The organism is Paraburkholderia phosphatilytica, assembly GCF_003443895.1.
Lineage (GTDB): Bacteria > Pseudomonadota > Gammaproteobacteria > Burkholderiales > Burkholderiaceae > Paraburkholderia > Paraburkholderia phosphatilytica.
The window spans coordinates 119,176-141,127 of sequence record NZ_QQOA01000001.1; the positions used below are offsets into that span (position 1 = coordinate 119,176).

The following is a 21,952-nucleotide window of genomic DNA, read 5'->3' on the forward strand; positions in this document are numbered from 1 at the left end:
TAGGCTCCTCTCAGGACGTCCAGCGCACGCCCAGTTCGTTCGTGATCGCGTCCGCGTCGAAGCGATACGCCATCAGCGCAGCGAGCCCGCGCCGCCCATCGATCGAAGCCGGCGCGCTCGTGAAGCCATGCTTCGCGATCAGCGTGGACTCGATCGCATCGGCGGCGGCCTTGCCGGTCTCGATCGCTTCCATCGCGTGGCCGGCGTTATGCGCGAGCCCCGCCGCCTGGGTTGCGGCCACGCCGAGCGCATGCCGCGCGCGCGTCGCGTCGAGCTTCAAGAGACGCGCAACCGCGAGCGTCGCGCCGAGCACGCCCAGCGACGACGCCACGTTCCAGCGCGCGCGATACTCGCTGCTGTCTAGCGCGCTCAGTACACGCGCCGCGGCTTCGTGGCCGATCGCGACGGCGGCGGCGATGTCGTCATCGGATGCGGCGATGCGATCGCCCATCGTGATCGCGGCGGCCAGCACCGGCGTCGCGAACGAAGGCGCCGAAGACGCGGCTTCGCCGGCGAGCAGTGCGCCGAGCGTCCATGCCTGCACTCGCGCATCGGCGGGCGAGCCCTGCTGCGACTTCAGCAATTCGGCGACGCGGCGCGCCGCATCGCGCGACTGGCTCGCGGTGGCACGGGCGTCGGCCACCGCGCGTCGCGCGGCGTCGACAGACGATGCAGCGCTCTGCGGCAACGGCGCGACCGCGAACGTCACCAGCGCATCGGATACAACGGAATGGGCAGCGGCCTCATGCATGATTCGTGTCCTTCACGGGAATGCAGCGCTCGAAGAGCGGATCGAGATTGGGCAGGGAGGTGAGATCGCGCATCACATCGGCGATGCGCGCGGTCGCGCCGTGGCCGAGTATCGGGTCGATCAGCAGCGTGATCTTTTCGGTCAGCTCGGCATCCGTCAGCGGACGCGCGAAGCTGCCGCGCGCATGCTCGACGTGATGGCTCACCACGCTGCCATCCGCGAGGCGCGCCTCGATGAACACTTCATCGCGATTCACCGAGGTATCCGGCACGAGCCTCGTTTTCGCGCGCACGGCGGACACATCCGCCTGCACGACGCGCGCGTCTTCATATTGCGCGAGTCCCACACGGCGATCGCACAATGCCGCCGCCACGCCGTGAATCGCGCTGAAGCGCGCCTGCAGACCGTCCTTCGGTTGCGGATTGCCCATCAGCTCCGGTACGAGCGGATGGCAGCGCAGCGTGATCACCTCGATCGCGGCTGCATCGTCGATCTTCGCGGACAGCGCGAGCCCTGCGTCGATCGCCGGATGCGCGACGATCCCGCACGGATACGGCTTGTAGGTATTCGCGAGCAGTTCCCAGCGCGTGCCGAACTCTCCGTTCATCCTGTCGAAGTCGACCTTCGTCGACATCGAATGCGAGAAACCGCCCGATGCTTCGAAAATGTCATCGGTCACCTGTTGCCCCTGCTGCGCGAGCCGCGCCGCGGCAATGCCGTTAGCCGCCGCCTTGCCGGGGTGATACGGCTTCGTCATCGTGCCGAACGCTTCGCGCTGACCGACGAACATCGACGCGGCGATCGACACCGCACGCGTGAGCGCCGCTTCGTCGAGACCGAGCAGCAGCGCAGCGGTGACCGCGCAACCGATCACGCCGCACGTGCCGGTGATGTGCCAACCGCGATCGTAGTGCTCGGGCGAGATCGATACGCCGACGCGCAGCTGCGCCTCGCAGCCGAGTGCGAACGCGGTCAGTGCCAGCGTGCCGCTGGGTTGCGTCGATGGCGCGAGCGCCGTCAGCACCGCGAACACCGACGCGGCCGGATGGATCACCGTGACGAGATGCGTGTCGTCGAAGTCGTCCAGATGACCCGCGAAGCCGGTGGCGAGCGCGGAGAAATGCACGTCGACGCGCTCGGTGCGCCCCGGCACCGGCGCCGCGGCTTCGATACCCAGCTCGCGCGCGGCGGCGAGGATCGCATCGACGCCAGGATGCTGCGACGCGCCGATCGATGTACCGACCACGTTGATGAGGGAACGTCGCGCCTCGGCGTCGACCTCGGCGGACAACGGCCGCCCGGCCAGCGAAAACAGGCCGTGCGCGAATGCGGCGGCAATGGAACTCATTGGGACAACTCCTCGAGACGAATGCCGTTGGTGCGGGGACCCAGCGCCCCCACCATGACGACGATGACCAGCATGGCCGATGAAATCAATACGAACACCGCGGGCACGCCGAAATGCTTCAGCAGCGCGGCGACCCAGAAGCCGACGAAGATCGAGCTCACGCGGCTCCAGCTGAATACGAAACCGACTGCGCGCGCACGCATCCGCGTCGGGTACAACTCGGCCTGGTAGGTGTGAAAGATGCCGATCAGCCAGTTATTCGCGATCGTCACCGCACTACCGAACAGCAGAATCCAGACCGGGTCGCGCACGAGGCCGAACACGATGCCCGCCACGGCTACCGTGATCGCGCTGCCCACCAGCTGCCACTTACGCTGGATGCGCTCCGCGCACGCCATCGCACCCAGCGCGCCGAGCGGCGTCGTGAACGCGATCACCATCGTGTAGAGCAGCGAGTGCGTGAGCGTGATGCCCTTCGTGTACAGCAGCACCGGCACCCACGAACCGAAACCGTACACGCCGAAGGTCTGGCAGAAGTTGAACACCGACAGCATCAGCGTGCGGCTCAGATACGGGCCCTTCCACATCTCGCCGAACGACACCTTGCCCGTCTCGATCGGCGGCACGTCGTACGCATTCGCCGCGAGCGGCGGCAACGGCGCGCGCGTTTCGATCGTCACGCGACGCTCGATCTCGTCGACGATCGCGCTCGCTTCATCAGTGCGCCCTTTACTCTCGAGCCAGCGCGGCGATTCCGGCAGGCCACGCCGCATAAACCAGATCAGGATCGCGCCCGCCGAGCCGATGATCATGACCCAGCGCCAGCCTTCCAGACCCGCGAACGTCAGCGGCACGAGCAGAAACGACAGCACCGCGACCACCGGCACCGAGGTCAGGATCACGAGGATGCTGAACGCCGAGTAGCGGCCGCGCGCATGATGCGGCGTCAACTCGGACACGTAGGTGTCGACAGTAATCAACTGCACGCCGATCCCGATGCCGGCGAAGAAGCGCCACAGGTCCATCGCGACAGGACTGTTCTGGAACGCCGCGACGAAGGTTGCGAGCGAGTAGATCAGCATCGCGCCCGTGAAGACCGCGCGCCGCCCGAAGCGATCCGTGAAGCCGCCCAGCGCGACCGTGCCGACGAACATGCCCGCGAAGAACGACGCCAGAAAACTCGCGAAGCCGCGCACGTCGAAGAGCCCCGCGGTGGTGGCGCGGTACAGGCCGCCGTGGATCAGGCCCAGCGAGATATACGCCGCCATGAACATTTCATAGAACTCGAACCAGCCGCCGATCGCGATGCGCGCGACGAGGCCGCGGAAATACCGCGTTGGGGGCAATCGGTCCAGCCGCGCCGACACGCTCGCGCGTGCGCGGGTACTCGCATTCGCGCGCGTCGAGCCGGCGATGTCGTTCTCCACCTTGTCCATGTACATGGCGTCTCCGGGATGGTTTGTTCGCGTGTCGTTTGTTTTAGTGTCGACACTTTATCGGAGTGTACGGGGTTAACCGCGTGCCGCACAAGTCATTTAGGGATAAAATGTCGACACTTCATCGCTGCCGCGTGGAGCAGGGAGACTGCCCGGCCCGCCGCCCTGCTAGAATCCGCGACCGGGAGCCGGCCCGTCGAGCCGCGCGGGAAAGGGATCACATGGACGAATATGTCGACAGTGGCGCGGACGCGAACGAAGCGTCGACGGTCGCCGAAATCGTGGAGTGGGTGGCGCGCGGCATCATCGAAGGCCGTCTGCAGCCGGGTGACGACCTGAATTCGGTCGACCTCGCGAAGCGCTTCAAGGTGAGCCGCACGCCGGTGCGCGAGGCGCTCTTCACGCTGAGCCGCGAGGGGCTCGTCGACTGGTCGCCGCGGCGGCGGCCGCGCGTCGCGTCGGTCAGCCTGCGCGACGTGCGCGAGCTGTACCAGTTGCGCGCGGTGCTCTACGCGCAGGTCTCGCTCGCGATCGCCGAGCACGCAACGGATGCCGATATCGCAGCGCTGTGGCAGGCGCATTCGCGTCTCGCCGAAGCCGCCGCGAAGCACGACGTGGACGGGTATTTCTGGGGCAACGTCGCGTTTCGCGACGAAGAACTGCGCGTGTGCGGCAACCGCATCTTCAAGGAAGTGCTCGATACGCTGCGGATGCGCACCAACCGTCTGCGGCATCTGAGCACATCGCTGCCGGGGCGCATGGAGCGCTCGTGCTCGGACCATCTGCGGCTGTGCGAAGCGTATGCGGAACGTGACGGCACGCTCGCGGCCGCGATCAACCGTTCGATCGTGCTGAGCGCGCTGAAAGCGATCGAAGCATCGTGGCAAGGCGACGAATAGCAGCGAATGTCGACGAACGCATTGCGGGATCCGCGGTCACACCTTCGACCCAACCGACCGGTTCGAACCAGGAGATCGCATGAATCCCGAGATGTGGCACACCGTAGACGATTACATTTCCAGCACGCTGATCGGCCCCGACACGGCGCTCGACGCAACGCTCGCCGCCAGCGACCATGCCGGCCTGCGCGCGATCAACGTCGCGCCGAATCAAGGCAAGTTTCTGCATCTGCTCGCGCGCATTCATGGCGCGCGGCGCATTCTCGAAATCGGCACGCTCGGCGGCTATAGCGCGATCTGGCTCGCGCGCGCATTGCCTGCCGACGGCGCGCTGATTTCGCTCGAAGCCGATGCGGACACCGCGAAGATCGCGCGCGACAACATCGCTTCCGCTGGTCTGGCAGACAAGGTCACCGTGATCACCGGGCTCGCGGCCGACAGCCTTCATGAACTGATCCGCAACGGTACCGCGCCGTTCGATCTGATCTTCATCGATGCGGACAAGAGCGGCAATCCCGACTATCTGCGTCTTACACTGCAACTCGCGCGCGCAGGCACCGTGATGGTCGCGGACAACGTGGTGCGCAGCGGCCGCGTGGCCGATCGCTCGAGCAACGAACCCGACGCCGTCGGCATCCGCCGCTACTTCGATATGCTCGCTGCCGCGCCGGGCATCGACAGCACCGCCGTGCAGACGGTCGGCATCAAGGGTTGGGATGGCTTCGCGATCTCGATCGTGTCGGACCCGGCAGCCGCGAGCGCCGCGCTGCGTTGATCGATGTTCGCGGCGCGTGGTGCGTAGCGTGTTGCGATGCCTGTAATGCGCTGCAATCGTATTACAGCATCGTGCAAGACGATTCGCGCGAACCTTGAACTAGACTCTCGTTGACGACGACGTGCGTTGCCGTCTTCGACGAAGATCGCGTCGGTCTGCACACACCGGCGCGAAGCACGCGCACGTCGAGGTCAATCCGTCCGCGCCTGCATTCATGACCTATCAAACGATGAACATCCAGGTGCTGACCGAACCGAACGGCGACTTCGTCTACCGTTTTTCGATCGGCCAGCACGCCTCGCTGTTGCGCACGCACGATCTCGACTCGCTGATCGAGCAGCTGATCATGCTGCGCGCGAGCAGCCGGCCGCCGCGCGCGGTCGAGCCCGTGAAAGAGCACAACTATCCGCTCGAGTACGACCCGTGCTGGCGGGTCGACCAGTCGCCGCTGCTCGATGGCCCCGTGCTGATGCTACGTCACGCGGGCGCCGGCTGGCTCGCGTACACGTTCACGGTCGAGAGCCTCAGGCAATTGCTCGACGCGCTCGCCGCGAAGCCGCCCACCTCCGTCGAAACGAGCCAGCTCGTCAACTGACCGTAGGCTTGTTTGCACCGCTCTTACGGTGTTCCCGACATTTCGCAAACGGTAAGCATCGCGAAGCGATCTTGGCACGCTATCGAAAAGGCGTCGCGCGCATTTCCAAAACTTTCGTGACGATGTGCAGCGCGGCGCTTGCGCAGGAGCGTTGCGTCAAGCCAGTACGCGTGTTGCGGCATATCGCCATGTCGTCATGGCAACCATGCGGTTAAGCGCAGGTAACAGAGCGGTAAACCATAACGTCAGCCGCTTAGGTATCGTCGCACCCTGTCTGATCGATCGCTGGAGGTTCGACATGGTGCGAGCATTTCTCCCCGACGTGCTGGACACGATAGTGCAGATGGCGCGCTGGATGGCAACCTCCAGTTCTCCCTCGCCTGGTTATCTGACGCAACGGGTCAGTCTGTCGCTCTCGCTGCTGCCGCGTCTGCGACGACCGGTGCTGCGCCGCGCGGTGGAAGTCGCGCCGCGCATCGCCGCCACGCTCGAAGCGACGCATCCGACACCCGGCTCGACGCAGCACGGCGCACCGACCACGTCGTCGGCCGGCGCGAGCCCACACTCCGACTGCCGCGAGCAGACGCCGTCCCACCCTCACTCAGGCGCAGCCACTTACTCGTGAAGATGAAGTTCCGCTTTTTCAGGTCGCGCGGCATCGACGCCGCGCTCGCTGTCGCCGTCAACGCCATCATCATGCCTGCCGCACACGCCGCCACACCGATCGTGATCCGCGACATTCGTCTCGAAGGCCTGCAGCGCATCGAGGCGAGCACGCTCTTTTCGTATCTGCCGGTCAAGCGCGGCGACACGTTCGACGACGACAAGGCGTCGGAGATCATCCGCAAGCTGTACGCGACGGGCTTCTTCAACGACGTGAAGGTGTCGACCGAAGGCGACGTGCTGGTCGTGCAGGTGGCAGAACGCGCCGCGATCGGCAGCATCGATTTCGCCGGCATTCACGAGTTCGACAAGGACGCGCTCACGAAGGCGCTGAACAGCGTCGGGCTGTCGCCGGGCCGCTACTACGACAAGGCGCTCATCGACAAATCCGAGCAGGAACTGAAACGGCAGTACCTGACGCGCGGCTACTACGCGGCGGAAGTGACCACGACGATTTCGCCGCTCGACCGCAATCGCGTCGGCATCCTGTTCTCGGTGACGGAAGGACCGAGCGCGAAGATCCGCCAGGTCAACTTCATCGGCAATCACGTGTTCAGCGACGGTACGCTGCGCGACGAGATGCAGGAGTCCACGCCGAACTGGTTCTCGTGGTACACGAAGAACGACCTGTACACGAAAGACAAGCTGACGGGCGATCTGGAAAACGTCCGCAACTACTACCTGAATCGCGGCTACCTCGAGTTCAACATCGAGTCGACCCAGGTGCAGCTGTCGCCCGACAAGAAGGACATGTACCTGACGCTGACGGTGCACGAGGGACAGCCGTACACGATCTCCGGTATTCGTCTGGCGGGCAATCTGCTCGACCGCGAGGCGGAGCTGAACGGGCTGGTCAAGATCAAGGCCGGCGACCGTTTTTCCGCCGAAAAGCTGCAGGCCACCACGAAGGCGATTGTCGACAAGCTCGGCGAATACGGCTACGCGTTCGCCACGGTGAACGCGGTGCCGCAGATCGACCAGGAGCATCACAAGGTCGACCTGACGCTGAACGTCGATCCGAGCCGCCGCGTGTACGTGCGGCGCGTGAACATCGAAGGCAACACGAAGACGCGCGACGAAGTGGTGCGCCGTGAAATGCGCCAGCTCGAAAGCTCGTGGTTCGATTCGAACCGCCTCTCGCTGTCGAAAGACCGCATCAATCGTCTCGGCTACTTCACGAACGTCGATATCACGACGGTGCCCGTGGAAGGCACGCAGGACCAGGTGGACATCGACGTGAAGCTGGAAGAAAAACCGACCGGTACGCTGTCGCTGGGTCTCGGCTACGGCTCGGGCGAAGGTCCGATCATTTCGGCCGGCATTTCGCAGGACAACGTGTTCGGCTCCGGCACGAGTCTCGCGCTGAACGTGAACACGTCGACCACCTATCGCACGTTGACGGTCACGCAGGTCGATCCGTATTTCACGATCGACGGCATCAAGCGCATCACCGACGTCTACTATCGCACCACCGAGCCGCTGTACTACTCGAGCACGACGGATACGAGCTTCCGCATCATCTCGATGGGTGTCGATACGAAGTTCGGCATTCCGTTCTCGGAAGCCGACATGGTGTACTTCGGCCTCGGTCTCGAACAGGACCGGCTCGATATCGATTCGACCACGCCGCAGAGCTACAAGGACTACGTAGCCGATTTCGGCCGCGTGTCGAACGAAGTGCCGCTCACGCTCGGCTGGTCGCGCGACAACCGCGACAGCGTGCTGATTCCGAGCCGCGGCTATTACCTGAACACGTCCGCGAAGTACGGCACGCCGATCACCGGCACGACGTTCTACAAGATGGATGCGCAGGCGCAGTACTACTACTCGTTCGCGCGCGGCTTCATTCTCGGCCTGAACTTCCAGGGCGGCTACGGCAACGGCCTCGACGGCAAGCCGTTCCCGATCTTCGAGAACTACTACGCGGGCGGTATCGGTTCGGTGCGCGGCTACGAGTCCGGCTCGCTGGGCCCGCGCGATACCTCGACGGGCGACCCGATCGGCGGCTCGAAGATGATCGTCGGCAACATCGAGATGACGTTCCCGCTGCCGGGCACCGGCTACGACCGCACACTGCGCGTGTTCAGCTTCATGGACGGCGGCAACGTGTGGGGCACCGAAGGCGAGAGCACCGGCGCGAACGGCCTGCGCTACAGCTACGGTCTGGGCCTCGAATGGATCTCGCCGATCGGCCCGCTGAAGATCTCGTACGCGCTGCCGCTGATCCGGCACGCGAACGACAAGTACCAGAAGTTCCAGTTCCAGATTGGCACGTCGTTCTAACGGTGCGTTTTATCTTCTCCCCTTCCCGTTGGTTGAACGCACCGCGGCTCGTCCGGCGCTCGCTGGACGTGCTGCTGATCCTGCCCGCGTGGGTCGCGCACAGCGCCTACGCGCAGCTGAGCGGCGACGCCGCGCAGCCTGAACGGCTCGACGGACCGTGGAGCCTGTCGGTTACGCCGCAGCTCGGCGAGCATCCGCTCGCACCGGGCCAGACGCCCGCGACATTCGGCATCGGCAGCAGCGCGACCGGCACGTCGGACCAGGACCTCGCGCTCAAGGGCAGCGCCGAGCTGCGTCGCGCGACGGCCGTCGTGCAGGCCGATGCGATCCACTACGACGTGGACCGCGACGTGGCCGATGCCTTCGGCCACGTGAAGCTCACGCGCGAAGGCAACGTGTTCGCCGGTCCGTACGCGCATCTGCTCGTCGACGCGACCGAAGGCACGATGACCGCGCCGAAGTACCACTTCCTGCTGACCGACGGCAACGGTTCGGGCACGCGCATCGACCTGCACGACGACCAGCACGAAACGCTCTACCAGGGCACTTATACGACCTGCCAGTGCGTCGACGATCCGTCGTGGTACGTGCGTGCGTCGCGGCTCGAACTCGACAACGCGGAAGGTCTCGGCACCGCGTACAACGGCGTGCTGTTCTTCCAGGGCGTGCCGATTTTCGCGTCGCCGTGGCTGTCGTTTCCGCTCGATGGCGAACGCCGCACCGGCATCCTGCCGCCTACTTTCTCGCTCAGCTCGTCGAACGGTTATGACCTCGCGGTGCCGATCTACTTCAATCTCGCGCCGAACTACGACCTGATGCTGACGCCGCGCCTGATGTCGAAGCGCGGCGCGATGCTGACGAGCGACTATCGCTACCTGACGCCTACGTATTCGGGCACGCTCTCCGTGCTGTACCTGCCCGACGACGCGATCACGAAAACCAACCGCTATTCGATCTCGTTCCAGCATCAGCAGAATCTCGGCAACGGCTTCGGCGCGTACGTGAACTACAACCGCGTGTCCGACGCGAACGTCACGACCGACCTCGCGAATACGAACGCGGTGATCCTGGGCGGCGAAAGCGTGTTCCAGCAGGAAGCCGGCGTCACGTACAACAGCGGGCCATGGTCGGTGCTGACGCGCGTGCAGACCTGGCAGTCGTTCTCGGGCACGGTGCCGCCGTACAACCGCGAGCCCGAGGCCAATGTGAAGTACGCGCGCTACGACGTAGGCGGTTTCGATTTCGGCGCCACGGCAGATGCGACCCGCTTCACGATTCCCACCGCGGATTCGACCCAGGGCGAACGTCTGACCTTCGACCCGTACGTCAGCTATCCGATCGAGCGGCCCGGCTGGTACGTGATCCCGAAACTGCAGTGGCATTTCGCGTCGTACGACCTGACGTCGATCGGCAGCGATGCGCCGTCGGGTCAGCCGAAGACCTTCAGCTTCAACGTGCCGACGCTGTCGTTCGATACCGGCGCGACCTTCGAGCGCAACGTGAACCTGTTCGGCGTCAGCATAATCCAGACGCTCGAGCCGCGGCTCTACTACGTGTACACGCCGTACCGCGACCAGAACTTCGCGCCGATCTTCGATACCGCGCCGCTCGACTTCGGCCTCTCCGAAGTGTTCACGAGCAACCGCTTCGTGGGCGGCGATCGCGTGTCCGACATGAACCGCGTGACGGCCGGCCTGACCACGCGCTTCCTCGATGCGGGCAGCGGCCAGGAACTCGCGCGCTTCGTGATCGCGCAGGAGTATTACTTCCGCACCACCCAGGTGACGATGACCGACGACTCGCCGCCTACCGCAGGCCCGTCGAGCCTGATTCTCGGCGACTCGCTGAACCTGGGCGGCGACGTGTCGATCCAGCAGGGCATCGCGTACAACCAGTCGAGCGACGAGTTCGCGCAGGCTACCGCGGGCGTGTCGTGGAAGCCCGCCGAGGGCAAGGTGTTCAACGCGGCCTACCTCTACGCCCGCGAAAACACCACGCTCGATCAGCAGGCGGAGAACCAGGTGCTGCTGTCCGGGCAGTGGCCGATCACGCGACGCATGTCGGGCGTCGGGCTGATCGACTACGACATGGTGAGCCACCGGATTCTCGCCGGCCTGCTCGGCATGCAGTACACGGCCGACTGCTGGGCGATCAGCCTCGCGCTCGAGAAGTACACGAACGTCAGCTCCACGTCGACGCCGAGCACCGGCACGCGCGTGCTGATGCAGCTGCAACTGAACGGCATGAGCAAGATCGACAATGGCCTGTTGCAGCAGTTCAAGGCGGACGTGCCGGGCTATTCGGTCACGCCATCCGAAGCGCCGGAGTCGCGCTTCTCCGACTACCCCTGATACATCGCCGATGTCGTAATCGACCGTAAACGCAGGCGTAAACCGATTAACAGTTCCCTGACCTAGACTTTGTGCGCCGGATTCATCGCCACGCGCATCGCCGATGCCGTGGCTCGACTCAGGGAATGCATGGCGCCCAAAGCTCAAGCCGTTTTTCTGCACACCGGATACCGCACCGCTGGAACGTGGCTCTGGTCGTGCTTCCGTCGCCTCGACGAGGTCGCAGCGTGGTACGAACCGCTGCACGAAATGCTCGCGACGATCGACCACGCAAAGATCGCAACCAGCACCGCCGATAGCTGGCGCTCGGGGCATCCCGCGCTGGATGCGCCGTATTTCGCGGAGTTTTCGCGTTTTCTGCGGCCCGGAGGCGTGGGCATCGCGGGTTACGAAGCGCGTTTCGCAATCGATCGCCTGGATGGCGAAGCCGAACCCGAGGATGCTGCCGCGATCAAAGCGTACGTGCGCACGCTGATCGCCGCATCGGAACACGATGGCCGCATGCCCGTGTTCAAGTTCTGCCGTTCGCTCGGCCGCTTGCCATGGTTTCATCGCACGTTTGCCGACGCCGCGCACATCGTCGTGTTGAAGAACCCCGTTTCGCAATGGCAATCGTGCTGGCAGTTGCTCGCGAAGCATCGCAACGCGCATTTCGTCGCGGTGCCGTTTGCGGTGCTGTCGTTCAACCGCGATGACCCCGTGGTGCGCAGAACGCTGGACGCACTGCGCGTGACCTTGCCCGATGTGCCGGCGCCTTCTGCTTTGGAACATCGCGACATCGTCGTGCATACGCTCACGTATTTCAGCCAGTACGTCGCAAGCCTCGCGCCGCTCGATGCGTACCGGGGTTTCCTTGCGCACTGGCTGCTGTCGCTGCGTCATGTTGCGATGCACGCGGATGCGATCTTCGACTGCGATCTCGCGTCGTGGTCGCCGCACTATCTGCAGTCCGCCCAGCGCTGGGTCCAGCGTCTCACCGGCCTCGCGCCAACGTTTCCATCCAGCGCGCAACATGGGCTCGCAAACCGTTCGTGCGGATTCGACGCGATGGAAGGCTTCGCACTGCACCTCGACGCTGCACGACTGGCGGCGGAATGGGTACAACGTGGCCTGATGCACGCCGACACGCTTGCGCTGATCCAGAGCAAGCTCGCGCAGGCAACCCAGGTGCAAGGCTTCGGCCTGCATGCGCATGGCGCCGGCGCACCCGGCGCGTTGTCGCATTCGACGCATCTGATGCAGGTGAACCTGATCGACGGCGCGGATCTCGATGCGACGCTGTTCAGCGAACTCAGCACGGCACGCGCCGCGCTGGCGGACGCGCAGCAGCGCCACAGCGATACGCGCAGGCGCTTCGCGAGTCGCGCATTCCATGCATTGCTGCACCCGCTATCGGGGCGGCGCGCGGATTCGCGGCTACGCGATCCAGGCCGCGTCGCGTAAGCGCAGTTCGATGAACTCCTTGAGCAGCTTCACGCGCTCCGGCAAATGCGGCCGGTACGGCGCGATCCACTGCACGTCGGAGTCCACCTTCGCGTAGTCGCTGAGCACGTGTACGAGCGCGCCCTGCTGGATATGCGCCTGCACATCCCAGTACGGACGCAGCGCGATGCCCGCGCCGCTCAGCGCCCAGTCGCGCAGCACCTCGCCGTGATTGCTGGACAGCACGCCCGATACCCGCACGTCGACGATGGGTTCCTCGCTCGCTTGCGGCCCTACCCGGCTCAGCCGCCAGATGTTGGCGGGCATGTCGCGCTCCAGCATCAACAGACACGTGTGATTGCGCAGATCGTCCAGGTTCCGCGGCGTACCGGCCTCCTGCAGGTACGCATGCGAAGCGACCATCACGCGATTGTTCTTCGCGAGCGTCTGCACGATCCATCGCGTGGTGGACGGCTGCCAGAGCCACACGGCGGCGTCGAATCCCTCTGCCTGCAGATCGGGCAAGCGGTTGGTCAGATAGAGCTCGACGCGCACGGACGGATAACGCCGCGAAAACCCGTCGACGATGGGCGCGAGCCACTGTCGTCCAAACCCCATGTTGCACGCGAGCCTGACGAGACCGACGGGCGTCGTGCTGAAATCCGCCACGCGCGATTCGAGACTCGCGAAGCCGGCCAGCACCTGCATCGCCAGTTCGCAATACAGGTCGCCCTCAGGCGTCGGCACCACGCTGCGGGTGGTGCGCCTGAAGAGCCGCACGGCCATCACTGCTTCCACCTGCGCAAGCCGCTTCGTGATGGCCGCGCCGCTCACGCCAAGCCGTCTCGCCGCACCGATCAGGCTGCCCGTCTCCTTGATCGCGAGCACCATCGCCAGGTCGGATCGCTCGAGCATTACCAACCTCAGGTAAAGAAAGAAGTGAATCATTATGCTCTTGTGACGCCACAATAATCGGCCAAGAATGCAGGGACAGGCGAGAGCCAGACGAGCGTCCCGTTGCCTGGGTCTAGCCCGACAAGAAGCGCAGCACGACTGCGCGACAAGACAACGGAGACACCCATGGAACTCAGCCTGCCGTCCGCGCTGCGGACTCACTACGCGATCATGGCGCGCGTCGATCGCCTGCCGCGTTCGCGTCACCTCTTCAAGATCGTCGCGCGCATCGCCGCCGGCGGCTGGTTCGAATTCTTCGAACTGTTCATGCCCGGCTTTATCTCGCTCGGCCTCGTGCGCTCCGGTATCTACACGATCGGCAACAAGGGGCTGCTGGACGTCCACAGCTTCGCGAGCTTCCTCGCGTCGTTCTTCGTCGGCATGTTTCTGAGCACGGCCGTGTTCGGCTTCGTGTCCGACAAGATCGGCAGACGCGCCGTGTTCGTTCAGTCGATGCTCGTGTATTCGGCCGCACAGCTCGTCGTCGCGCTGCTGAGCGACCCGCTGCTGATCGACATCGCGCGCTTCGTCGCCGGCTTCGCGGTGGGCATGCAGCTGATCAACAACGACTGCTATGTGACCGAGCTGACGCCGCGCGCGCGACGCGGCCACTACATGACCACGTCGTACATCTTCGTACTGTCCGCGATCCCGATTGCGGCATTGCTCGCGGCGGTGCTCGTGCCGCTCGATCCGTTCGGGATCGCGGGCTGGCGCTTCGTGGTGGCGATCGGTTCCGCAAGCGGGCTGATCGTATTCCTGCTGCAGCGCGGCTTGCCAGAGTCGCCACGCTGGCTCGAAGTGCACGGGCGCATCGAGGAAGCGGACCAGGTCGTGAAGACGATCGAAACCGCGATCGAGGCCGAGCAAGGCGCGGCGCTCGCGCCGCCCGACCTGAGCGTGCCGGACCCCGTGATCGAGTCCGGTCGCTGGACCGAGATCTTCAGCCGCTTCTATTTCCCGCGCACGCTGATCATTTCGCTGTTCCAGTTCTCGCAGACGATCGCCGTGTTCGGCTTTACCGCATTCGTGCCGGTGCTGCTGATTCATCACGGCTTCTCGATCGTGCATTCGCTCGACTACTCGCTCGCGATCGTGATGATGGCGCCGGTCGGCGCGGCGATCGGCGCGTATCTGTCGGAACGCATCGAGCGCAAATGGCAACTCGTGCTGTGCGCTTGCGTGATCGCCATCGCGGGCACCGTGTTCGCCAGCGGCCAGAACGTGCCGGTGATCGTCTGCGCGGGCGCGGTGCTCGCGCTCGGCAACAACTGGATGATCGCGATCTTTCACCCGTATGCCGCCGAGCTGTTCCCGACGCGCATCCGCGCCCGCGCGATCGGCTTCACGTTCTGCTGGAGCCGCGTGAGCTCGATCTTCGTCGGCTACTGGGTCGGCGACCTGATGGCGCGATACGGCCAGGGCGGCGTGTTCACGATGATCGCGCTCGCGATGCTGACGATCATCGTCGGCATCGGTGTGTTCGGACCGCCAACCAATGGCCGCAGTCTCGAGACGCTGTCGCCCTGAGTCTCTCTTTCCATTCCTGGAGAAACACGCATGAAAATAGGCATTCTCGAAGGCGACGACATCGGACACGAAGTCGTGCCCGAAGCCGTCAAGGTGATGCGCGCGGCGGCATCGCGCGCCGCGCTCGAGATCGACTGGCGTCCGGTGCCGATCGGACGCAAGGCCTTCGATACCCTCGGCTACACGCTGCCGCCCGGCACGCTCGATACGCTTGCGGCACTCGACGGCTGGATTCTCGGCCCGATCGGTCACATGGCGTATCCGAAGGTGCCCGAGGCGGTCAACCCGCACCCGATCCTGCGCAAGCACTTCGACCTGTTCGCGAACATCCGTCCGGCGCTCTCGTATGCCGGCATTCCTTCGCTGCACCAGAACGTGGACCTCGTGATCGTGCGGGAGAACAACGAGGGGTTCCAGCCCGACCGCAACGTGGTGGCCGGCAGCGGCGAATTCCGTCCCACTCATGACGTGACGATTTCGGTGCGCGTGATCACGCGCGCGGGGTCGTCGAAAGTACTGCACGAAGCGTTCAGGCTCGCACGCTCGCGTCGCAAACACGTGACCGTGGTGCACAAGGACACGGTGTTCAAGCTCGGCTGCGGGATGTTCATGGAAGAGGCGCGGCGGATCGCGGCCGAGTATCCCGACGTGACGATGAACGACGCGATCGTCGACACGTTCGCGATGCGCCTCGTGATGACGCCGCAGAAGTACGACGTGGTGGTCACAACCAACATGTTCGGCGACATTCTCAGCGACGAAGCCGCGGGGCTCGTCGGTGGGCTGGGGCTTGCGCCTGGACTCTCGGCCGGCCCGCAGCACGCGATGGCGCAGGCGACCCACGGCTCGGCGCCCGACATCGCGGGCCGCGCGATCGCGAACCCCTACGCGATGATCATGTCAGGCCAGATGCTGCTCGACTGGCTGGGCCGCAAGCACGATGTGGAAGCGGCACGTCATGCCGCGTCGCTGATCGAGAAAGCAGTGCGCAACGTGATGCGGGACAAGCTCGCGCTCACCGCGGATCTGGGCGGCACAAGCACGACGCACGAGATGGGCGATGCGATCGTGGATGCGATCGCGGCAAGCTGAGCGGCCCACCCGCGCCCTACTCCGCGAGCGCGGCCAGCAACTGGTTCTTCACGATGGCAGTCGCGAGCGGCTGCCGTCCAAACTCGTACCAGCCGATGTGCCGCCGCCACGTGATGCCGTGAATCGGCTTCACGACCAGCAGCGGATCGTCGCCCCATGCGGCGTGACGCAGATGCGGCACGATCGAAATGCCTACGTTCTGCCGCACCAGGTCCGCAATCGCGGCGATCGAATTCATCTCCAGCACCGGGCTCACTTCCACGCGCAGACGTCGCAGCAGACTCGTCACGTGTCGGCCGGTGAGCGACGCGGCCTCGAAACCGATGAACGGCAAGCGCTTGAGCAGCGCAGCGACGGATGCATCGGCAGGAGCGACTGCGGGATTCGCGAGCAGCACGAGCGGCTCGTCGTAAAGGCGCTCCCATAGCTCGGGCATGTGCGTGGTTCTCGGCTCGCTGATGATCACCGCCGCGTCGATCTCGCCCGTGCGCACCTGGCGTTCCAGTTCCGGGCTGCTGCCGTGCGTCAGCCGCACGTTGAGGCCAGGGTACGGCGTCTTCAGCCGGATCACGTTCGCCGCGAGAAAGCCCATCGACGACACGGTCGAACCGATCGTGATCGTGCCTTCGATCGTGCTTCTATCCGCCACGCCGCGTACCAGCGAATCATATGCGGCGACCACCGCGCGCGCTTCTTCGAGGATCGAGCGGCCGGCATCGTTCAGCTGGATGCTGCGCCCGCTGCGGTCGAACAGCTGACGCTGGCACACGCGCTCCAGCGTGCGCATCTGCGCGCCGACGGCCGCATGCGTCAGCGCCATGCGTTCGGCCGCGGCGGCCATGGTGCCGTGCTTTTCGATGGCGAGAAACGTGCGGAGCATGCGGATTTCGCTCATGCGTGACCTCCTGACGGGCGCCCGCGAATGCGCGCCGATCGCGTCTTTTGCGGGCCTTGCGTGCGCCGCATGATCGCACGAAACGAAAAATTTTCTTTCCTTTGGCTAAAGAAAATAACGCTTTTTATTTGATTTCTGTCACCCGAGAATCGATTCATCCAGTCGGGTGAGGAGTCCCACGATGCCGCAGATCCAGCCGTTTCCCTTCATCAGCGTGTCCGGCCAGCCTTACGAGCGCGGCCTGCAATACGGTCGCGCCGCGGCCGTTCGCGTGCGCCTGAGCGCGTCGCGCTACGGGCAGACGTTGCGCAATATCGGCTACAGCGAGGCTTCGCAGCTCGCGCTGATCCGCTCGCTCGAACATGCGATCGGCGAATTCCAGCCCGCGTATATCGACGAAATGCGCGGCATCGCCGCGGGCGCCGACGTGCCGTTCGAGGACATCGTGATGATCAACGCGCGCACCGAGGTGCTGGCGAAGGCGCGCGCCGAACACACGATGCCCGCCGACGCCGAAGACGAAGACGGCTGCACCGGCGTGCTCGTGCTGCCGTCGCGTTCGGCGAACGGGCAGCTGATTCACGCGCAGAACTGGGACTGGAAAGCGGATTGTGTGGAGACCGGCATCGTGCTGCGCGTGCGCAACGACGACGGCCCCGACTACCTGACCTTCGTCGAAGCAGGCGGCCTCGCGCGCAGCGGCCTCAATGCCGCGGGCGTGTCGATCACCGCGAACTACCTGGAGTCCGACCGCGACTTCACGCAGCTCGGCGTACCGCTGTCGCTGCTACGGCGGCGCGTGCTCGAAGAGCCGGTGTTCTCGAATGCGCTGCGCGTGATCGCGACCACGCCGAAGTCGTGTTCGAACAACATCATGCTGGGCATGGCTGAAGGCTTCGGCATCGATTTCGAATGCGCACCGGACGAAGCCTTCCCGATCTATCCGGGCGACGACCAGATGATCGTGCACGCGAACCACTGGGTCAGCCCGATCGCGCGCACGAAGCTGCGCGACACCGGCTGCGAGAACTCCCCCGACAGCTACTACCGCGACTGGCGCGTGCGCCAGTTGCTGAACGCGGCGCCGAAGGTGGACCGCCGCGCGGTGAAGGCCGCGCTGTTCGATTCGTTCGGCACGCCCTATTCCGTGTGCCGTCCGCCGCGCCTCGGCACGCGACACACGATGACGGCCACGGTCGCGATGATCGTCATGCAGCCGGGCGACGGCGAGATGGACGTCGCGCCGATGCCCGCGCAGAACCGCATCTTCACGCGCTACAGCCTGCAGCACGAACCGCTGCACGAAGTCGTGTAAACCGCGCCGACGATACAAGCCGATCCATCAGAAGGAGGACTGAACGATGTCCGAAGTCGCCGAACAGCCATCCCGCGTCGACCAGCTGAAAGCGAAGGCGCTGTACGACCTGGGCTCGACCACCGTGTACGCGAGCCGACACGACGCGCGTTTTCCCTACGTGCTGTTCGTGCCGCACGAAATCCTGGAGAGCGGCAACGATGTCGAACTCGTCGTCGTGATGCACGGCACGGGGCGACAGTTCACGCAGTACCGCGATGCGTTCGCGCCGTTCGGCCGCTGGAACCGCTGCGTCGTGCTGTGTCCGCTGTTTCCAGTCGGCGTGCGCGGCGACGGCAACCGCAATGGCTTCAAACGGCTGGTGGAAGGCGATATCCGCTACGACCAGGTGCTGCTCGACATGGTGAGCGAAGTCGGCGAGCGCTATGGCAAGCGGTTCGACCGCTTCGCGCTGTTCGGTTACTCGGGCGGCGGACAGTTCGTCAACCGCTTCGCGTATGTGCATCCGGAACGTCTGTGGGCCGCGTCGATCGGCGCGCCGGGCAACGTCACGGTGCTCGATCAATCGAAGGACTGGTGGCTCGGTGTGGGCGGCTTCGAGCAGCACTTCGGCAAGCCGTTCGATGCAGCGGCGCTGAAGCGCGTGCCGGTGCAGATGATCGTCGGGCGCGCGGATCTGGAGACGTGGGAAATCACCGTCGGCGAAGACAGCCCGATGTACCTGCCGGGCATCAACGATGCGGGCGCGACGCGGCCGGAACGGCTCCGCACGCTCAAGGCGTCGTTCGAGAACGCCGGCATTGCGGTGCGTTTCGACGAACTCGACAACATCGCGCACAACGGCATGCAGGTCGTGGACGTGGTGCAGGACTTCTTTGCGCAGGCGCTGCGCGCGATGCGCGCCGGAGACTAAGCCCATGCTTACTGACAGCAACGCAGACAGCGAAGCGAGGAAGATCCGCAAGGTCATCGTGTCGACGGTGCTCGGCGGCACGTTCGAGTGGTTCGACTTCATGGTGTACGCGTATTTCTCGAGCCTGATTGCGCGCGCGTTCTTCGCCGGCATCAATCGCGGCGAGTCGCTGCTGCTGACGTTCGCGACGTTTGCGGTCGGCTTCCTGGTGCGGCCGATCGGCGGGGTCGTGATGGGCATCTACGCGGACCAGGCTGGCCGCGTGAAAGCGCTGTCGTGGATCATGGTCGCGATGTCGGTGGGGTCGCTGCTGCTCGGTCTCACGCCTGGCTTCGAGACGCTGGGGCTCGCGGCGCCGTTACTGGTGGTGATCGGCCGGCTCGTGCAGGGCTTCGCGGTGGGCGCGCAGTTCGCGCTTTCATCGGTGACGATCTACGAGGTGGCGCCGCCCGGCAAGAAGATGTTCTATGGCAGCTTCAACATGCTGTCGCTCGGCGTTGCCGCGATGCTGTCGTCGGGATGCAGTTTTCTGCTGACCCGGCACCTTTCCCATGCGGAGATGGCGCAATGGGGCTGGCGTGTGCCGTTTCTGATCGGCGCGCTGGTCGGGCCGCTCGGCTTCTACATTCGCCATCACATCGGCGAATCGGACGAGTTTCACCGGATGCAGGCGCGCCCCGCCGCGCGCGCGCCGATGCGTACACGCATGCGCGACTTCATCCGCGAGAACGGCGATGCGGTGGTGTGCGCGATCGGCGTGATGATGGCGGGCACGTCGCTGAACTACGTGTGGAACGCGTATCTGCCGAACTATGCGCAGACGCAGCTGCATCTGCCGCTGAGTTCGTCGCTGCAGGCGGTGTTCCTGACGGCGACGATGTCGTGCGTGCTGTCGCCGGTGTTCGGCAAGCTCGCGGATCGCGTCGGGCCGTACCGGCTCTTCTGCTTCTTCATCGGCAGCTGGCTGCTGTGCGTGTTTCCGCTGTTCTGGTTTCTGCTGGCCGCGCCGACCACGACGCGGCTCATCGAAGTGCAGCTGATCGGCATGCTGTTCGTCACGCTGCAAGGCGCCGCGCACCCGGGGATGCTGGTGAAGATCTTCACGGTGCAGGGCCGCTCGACGGGCGTCGCGATCTCGTACAACACCGCGGTGATGCTGTTCGGCGGGCTCGCGCCGTTTTACATCTCGGTGGTGGCGCGTATCACGGATGCCCGCTTCATTCCGCCGAGCTATCTGTTCGGCACGAGCCTCACGGCGATCGCGCTGGTGCTGCTCACGCGCACCGGAAGGCGCGTATTGCGCGAGGATCGGCATGCGCGCGGGCACTACGATTACCCAGCCATGTCCGCCGACGATTACGCCGCTTCAGGCGCGACGGTGCCTTCACACGAGCAGACGCATCTACGCTAGCGATATCCGCGCGTGAGCTATCAGGCCGCCGCGCGGCGCGCGCCTTCGCCCGCCAGTTCCAGCCGGTTGCCGCCAAGCGCCTTGGCGCGGTAGAGCGCCTGGTCCGCGGCCGCCAGCAGTTCGGACAGCGTGCGCATGTCGGTGCCGGACTGCGCGAGACCGATGCTGACGGTGGCCCGCAATCCGACACCATCCGTCCGGTGCACGGTGGCTTCCGCGAAACGCTGCACCAGCGTCTCGCCGATGTATCGCGCACGCAGACCGTCGAGTCCCGGCAGCAGCGCGGCAAACTCTTCGCCGCCGATGCGCGCGAGCATCGCATCCGGCCCGAGCGCCGTCCGAGCGACCTGCCCGAACGACTTCAGCACCTGATCGCCGGTTTCGTGACCGTAGCGGTCGTTGATCGCCTTGAAGTGATCGAGATCGAGCGCGAGCAGCGAAACGGGCTTTTTGCCATCGAGCTTGCGCAGCACCTTCGCGCCCTCTTCGAAAAACCATCGGCGCGTGCCGAGCCCGGTCAGATAGTCGGTGCGCGATTCCTGCAGCAGATGGCCGTGCGTTTCCTCGCGCACGAGCCGCAGCAAGGTCATCGGCAGCACGACGGAATACAGCACGCCTTCGTACATCGTGATCGCGCTTGCGGGCAGTTGCAGGCCCGGTCCGTACGCGTTGATGAGCCACGGCAGCGCGAATGCGCGCGCGGCATACCAGACGGCGTGAATGCCAGCGACCAGCACGGCGATGTTCCGCGACTGCAGCCCTTTCAGGCCTTCGTCCTGCAGCAGTTCCCACGCGGTCAGGGCGGACACCAGCGCGATCGGGATCGCGCTGAGGTAGTTCCACATGAGGTCCTGCCACCGCGCGCCCGCGATCGTCCACGCCAATGCGAGCACAACGAGCGTGACGATCGCCGTGATGCCGCGTTTGCGGCCGCTCATCGCGGCGACACCCTGCAGGACCCGCAGATAGCCCGCCACGATGACGAGATTGCTCAGCGCCGAGCCGAGGGCGCCGGGCAGAGCGTGGCGGTACACGGCCGCCGCGCAGCCGATGCCGAGCGTGGCATAGCCTCCCGCCAGCGTCTTCAGTTCCCTGCTGCGCGCCGGATGGACGCGATATTCCCACAGCGTCATCGCCGAGCTGGCGAGGAGCGTCCCGATGATGAGGAGATAAAGGGTAAGAAGATCGACGTGCATCGCAACGTGAGGTACGTACAGGCGCTTCGCCGGACCATCGCGGCGGCGGTCGAATTTTACGCCGAAATGCACGACGGTATGGTGATGGCCGGGTCCATGGCTCGCCGTCGCATGATGCACAGG

The 21,952-nt window shown here is 65.0% G+C and carries 18 protein-coding genes; 12 read left to right on the forward strand and 6 right to left on the reverse strand.

Going from position 1 to position 21,952, the window contains the following annotated elements; genetic code table 11:
* Positions 1-10: 10 nt before the first annotated feature.
* From DVS29_RS00480 to DVS29_RS00490, 3 genes are read right to left on the reverse strand one after another with little or no spacing between them, the layout of a single operon-like run.
* Positions 11-751, reverse strand: a complete 741-nt coding sequence (locus DVS29_RS00480) for an MmgE/PrpD family protein (protein ID WP_118178465.1) — start codon at positions 749-751, stop codon at positions 11-13.
* Positions 744-2,099, reverse strand: a complete 1,356-nt coding sequence (locus DVS29_RS00485; RefSeq protein WP_118178466.1) for an MmgE/PrpD family protein — start codon at positions 2,097-2,099, stop codon at positions 744-746. The genes DVS29_RS00480 and DVS29_RS00485 overlap by 8 nt, the downstream gene beginning before the upstream one ends.
* Positions 2,096-3,541: an MFS transporter gene (locus DVS29_RS00490; RefSeq protein WP_118178467.1), complete on the reverse strand. Its 1,446-nt coding sequence runs from the start codon at positions 3,539-3,541 to the stop codon at positions 2,096-2,098. Before DVS29_RS00490 ends, DVS29_RS00485 begins: the two co-directional genes overlap by 4 nt.
* 215 nt (positions 3,542-3,756) lie before the next feature.
* On the opposite strand from DVS29_RS00490, the gene DVS29_RS00495 reads away from it, so the two are divergent.
* The 7 genes from DVS29_RS00495 to DVS29_RS00525 all read left to right on the forward strand — a co-directional run bounded on the left by DVS29_RS00495 (position 3,757) and on the right by DVS29_RS00525 (position 12,544).
* The gene (locus DVS29_RS00495; protein WP_118178468.1) at positions 3,757-4,434 is read left to right on the forward strand and encodes a GntR family transcriptional regulator; all 678 of its coding nucleotides are present in this window, start codon (positions 3,757-3,759) and stop codon (positions 4,432-4,434) included.
* A 79-nt stretch (positions 4,435-4,513) separates the two neighbouring features.
* Entirely contained in the window at positions 4,514-5,209 is a 696-nt protein-coding gene (locus DVS29_RS00500; protein WP_118178469.1) for an O-methyltransferase, read from the forward strand.
* A 214-nt stretch (positions 5,210-5,423) separates the two neighbouring features.
* Positions 5,424-5,804 carry a hypothetical protein gene (locus DVS29_RS00505; protein WP_118178470.1) on the forward strand — a complete coding sequence of 127 codons (381 nt, stop codon included), beginning with the start codon at positions 5,424-5,426 and terminating at the stop codon, positions 5,802-5,804.
* A gap of 298 nt (positions 5,805-6,102) precedes the next feature.
* Positions 6,103-6,429 (forward strand): hypothetical protein, encoded by a 327-nt coding sequence (locus DVS29_RS00510; RefSeq protein WP_118178471.1) that lies wholly within the window; start codon positions 6,103-6,105, stop codon positions 6,427-6,429.
* 71 nt (positions 6,430-6,500) lie between these two features.
* The gene (gene bamA, locus DVS29_RS00515; RefSeq protein WP_118178716.1) at positions 6,501-8,750 is read left to right on the forward strand and encodes an outer membrane protein assembly factor BamA; all 2,250 of its coding nucleotides are present in this window, start codon (positions 6,501-6,503) and stop codon (positions 8,748-8,750) included.
* Positions 8,751-8,782: 32 nt separating this feature from the next.
* Entirely contained in the window at positions 8,783-11,101 is a 2,319-nt protein-coding gene (locus tag DVS29_RS00520; RefSeq protein ID WP_240655403.1) for an LPS-assembly protein LptD, read from the forward strand.
* Positions 11,102-11,230: 129 nt separating this feature from the next.
* On the forward strand, positions 11,231-12,544 hold the full coding sequence (locus DVS29_RS00525; protein ID WP_118178473.1) for a hypothetical protein: 1,314 nt from the start codon (positions 11,231-11,233) through the stop codon (positions 12,542-12,544).
* On the opposite strand, the gene DVS29_RS00530 is transcribed toward DVS29_RS00525, so the two are convergent.
* Positions 12,518-13,438, reverse strand: coding sequence for a LysR family transcriptional regulator (locus DVS29_RS00530; protein WP_164707807.1), 921 nt, complete (start codon positions 13,436-13,438; stop codon positions 12,518-12,520). The two genes, DVS29_RS00525 and DVS29_RS00530, sit on opposite strands and share 27 nt — an antisense overlap.
* A gap of 165 nt (positions 13,439-13,603) precedes the next feature.
* Here DVS29_RS00530 and DVS29_RS00535 point away from each other — a divergent pair, with 165 nt between their 5' ends.
* Both DVS29_RS00535 and DVS29_RS00540 read left to right on the forward strand, forming a co-directional pair.
* Positions 13,604-15,007, forward strand: coding sequence for an MFS transporter (locus tag DVS29_RS00535; protein WP_118178475.1), 1,404 nt, complete (start codon positions 13,604-13,606; stop codon positions 15,005-15,007).
* A gap of 30 nt (positions 15,008-15,037) precedes the next feature.
* Positions 15,038-16,099 carry an isocitrate/isopropylmalate dehydrogenase family protein gene (locus DVS29_RS00540; RefSeq protein ID WP_118178476.1) on the forward strand — a complete coding sequence of 354 codons (1,062 nt, stop codon included), beginning with the start codon at positions 15,038-15,040 and terminating at the stop codon, positions 16,097-16,099.
* A 16-nt stretch (positions 16,100-16,115) separates the two neighbouring features.
* On the opposite strand, the gene DVS29_RS00545 is transcribed toward DVS29_RS00540, so the two are convergent.
* A complete protein-coding gene (locus DVS29_RS00545; RefSeq protein ID WP_240655404.1) occupies positions 16,116-16,994 on the reverse strand; it encodes a LysR family transcriptional regulator in 879 nt (292 codons plus the stop codon).
* Between the two features lie 181 nt (positions 16,995-17,175).
* Here DVS29_RS00545 and DVS29_RS00555 point away from each other — a divergent pair, with 181 nt between their 5' ends.
* The 3 genes from DVS29_RS00555 (at position 17,176) to DVS29_RS00565 (ending at position 20,633) form a co-directional block, all read left to right on the forward strand.
* Positions 17,176-18,309, forward strand: coding sequence for a C45 family autoproteolytic acyltransferase/hydrolase (locus DVS29_RS00555; RefSeq protein ID WP_118178478.1), 1,134 nt, complete (start codon positions 17,176-17,178; stop codon positions 18,307-18,309).
* 160 nt (positions 18,310-18,469) lie between these two features.
* Positions 18,470-19,222: an alpha/beta hydrolase gene (locus tag DVS29_RS00560; protein ID WP_118178717.1), complete on the forward strand. Its 753-nt coding sequence runs from the start codon at positions 18,470-18,472 to the stop codon at positions 19,220-19,222.
* 4 nt (positions 19,223-19,226) lie between these two features.
* Complete coding sequence (locus DVS29_RS00565; RefSeq protein ID WP_118178479.1) at positions 19,227-20,633, forward strand: MFS transporter; 1,407 nt, start codon at positions 19,227-19,229, stop codon at positions 20,631-20,633.
* A 20-nt stretch (positions 20,634-20,653) separates the two neighbouring features.
* Here DVS29_RS00565 and DVS29_RS00570 read toward each other — a convergent pair whose 3' ends face one another.
* Positions 20,654-21,829, reverse strand: coding sequence for a GGDEF domain-containing protein (locus DVS29_RS00570; RefSeq protein ID WP_118178718.1), 1,176 nt, complete (start codon positions 21,827-21,829; stop codon positions 20,654-20,656).
* Positions 21,830-21,952 lie beyond the last annotated feature (123 nt).

Excerpts from the sequence above, each read along its gene's own strand:
- DVS29_RS00480 (WP_118178465.1), bottom strand. The coding sequence starts at position 751 with ATGCATGAGGCCGCTGCCCATTCCGTTGTATCCGATGCGCTGGTGACG.
- DVS29_RS00485 (WP_118178466.1), bottom strand. The coding sequence starts at position 2,099 with ATGAGTTCCATTGCCGCCGCATTCGCGCACGGCCTGTTTTCGCTGGCC.
- DVS29_RS00490 (WP_118178467.1), bottom strand. The coding sequence starts at position 3,541 with ATGTACATGGACAAGGTGGAGAACGACATCGCCGGCTCGACGCGCGCG.
- DVS29_RS00495 (WP_118178468.1), top strand. The coding sequence starts at position 3,757 with ATGGACGAATATGTCGACAGTGGCGCGGACGCGAACGAAGCGTCGACG.
- DVS29_RS00500 (WP_118178469.1), top strand. The coding sequence starts at position 4,514 with ATGAATCCCGAGATGTGGCACACCGTAGACGATTACATTTCCAGCACG.
- DVS29_RS00505 (WP_118178470.1), top strand. The coding sequence starts at position 5,424 with ATGACCTATCAAACGATGAACATCCAGGTGCTGACCGAACCGAACGGC.
- DVS29_RS00510 (WP_118178471.1), top strand. The coding sequence starts at position 6,103 with ATGGTGCGAGCATTTCTCCCCGACGTGCTGGACACGATAGTGCAGATG.
- bamA (WP_118178716.1), top strand. The coding sequence starts at position 6,501 with ATGCCTGCCGCACACGCCGCCACACCGATCGTGATCCGCGACATTCGT.
- DVS29_RS00525 (WP_118178473.1), top strand. The coding sequence starts at position 11,231 with ATGGCGCCCAAAGCTCAAGCCGTTTTTCTGCACACCGGATACCGCACC.
- DVS29_RS00530 (WP_164707807.1), bottom strand. The coding sequence starts at position 13,438 with ATGCTCGAGCGATCCGACCTGGCGATGGTGCTCGCGATCAAGGAGACG.
- DVS29_RS00535 (WP_118178475.1), top strand. The coding sequence starts at position 13,604 with ATGGAACTCAGCCTGCCGTCCGCGCTGCGGACTCACTACGCGATCATG.
- DVS29_RS00540 (WP_118178476.1), top strand. The coding sequence starts at position 15,038 with ATGAAAATAGGCATTCTCGAAGGCGACGACATCGGACACGAAGTCGTG.
- DVS29_RS00545 (WP_240655404.1), bottom strand. The coding sequence starts at position 16,994 with ATGAGCGAAATCCGCATGCTCCGCACGTTTCTCGCCATCGAAAAGCAC.
- DVS29_RS00555 (WP_118178478.1), top strand. The coding sequence starts at position 17,176 with ATGCCGCAGATCCAGCCGTTTCCCTTCATCAGCGTGTCCGGCCAGCCT.
- DVS29_RS00565 (WP_118178479.1), top strand. The coding sequence starts at position 19,227 with ATGCTTACTGACAGCAACGCAGACAGCGAAGCGAGGAAGATCCGCAAG.
- DVS29_RS00570 (WP_118178718.1), bottom strand. The coding sequence starts at position 21,829 with ATGCACGTCGATCTTCTTACCCTTTATCTCCTCATCATCGGGACGCTC.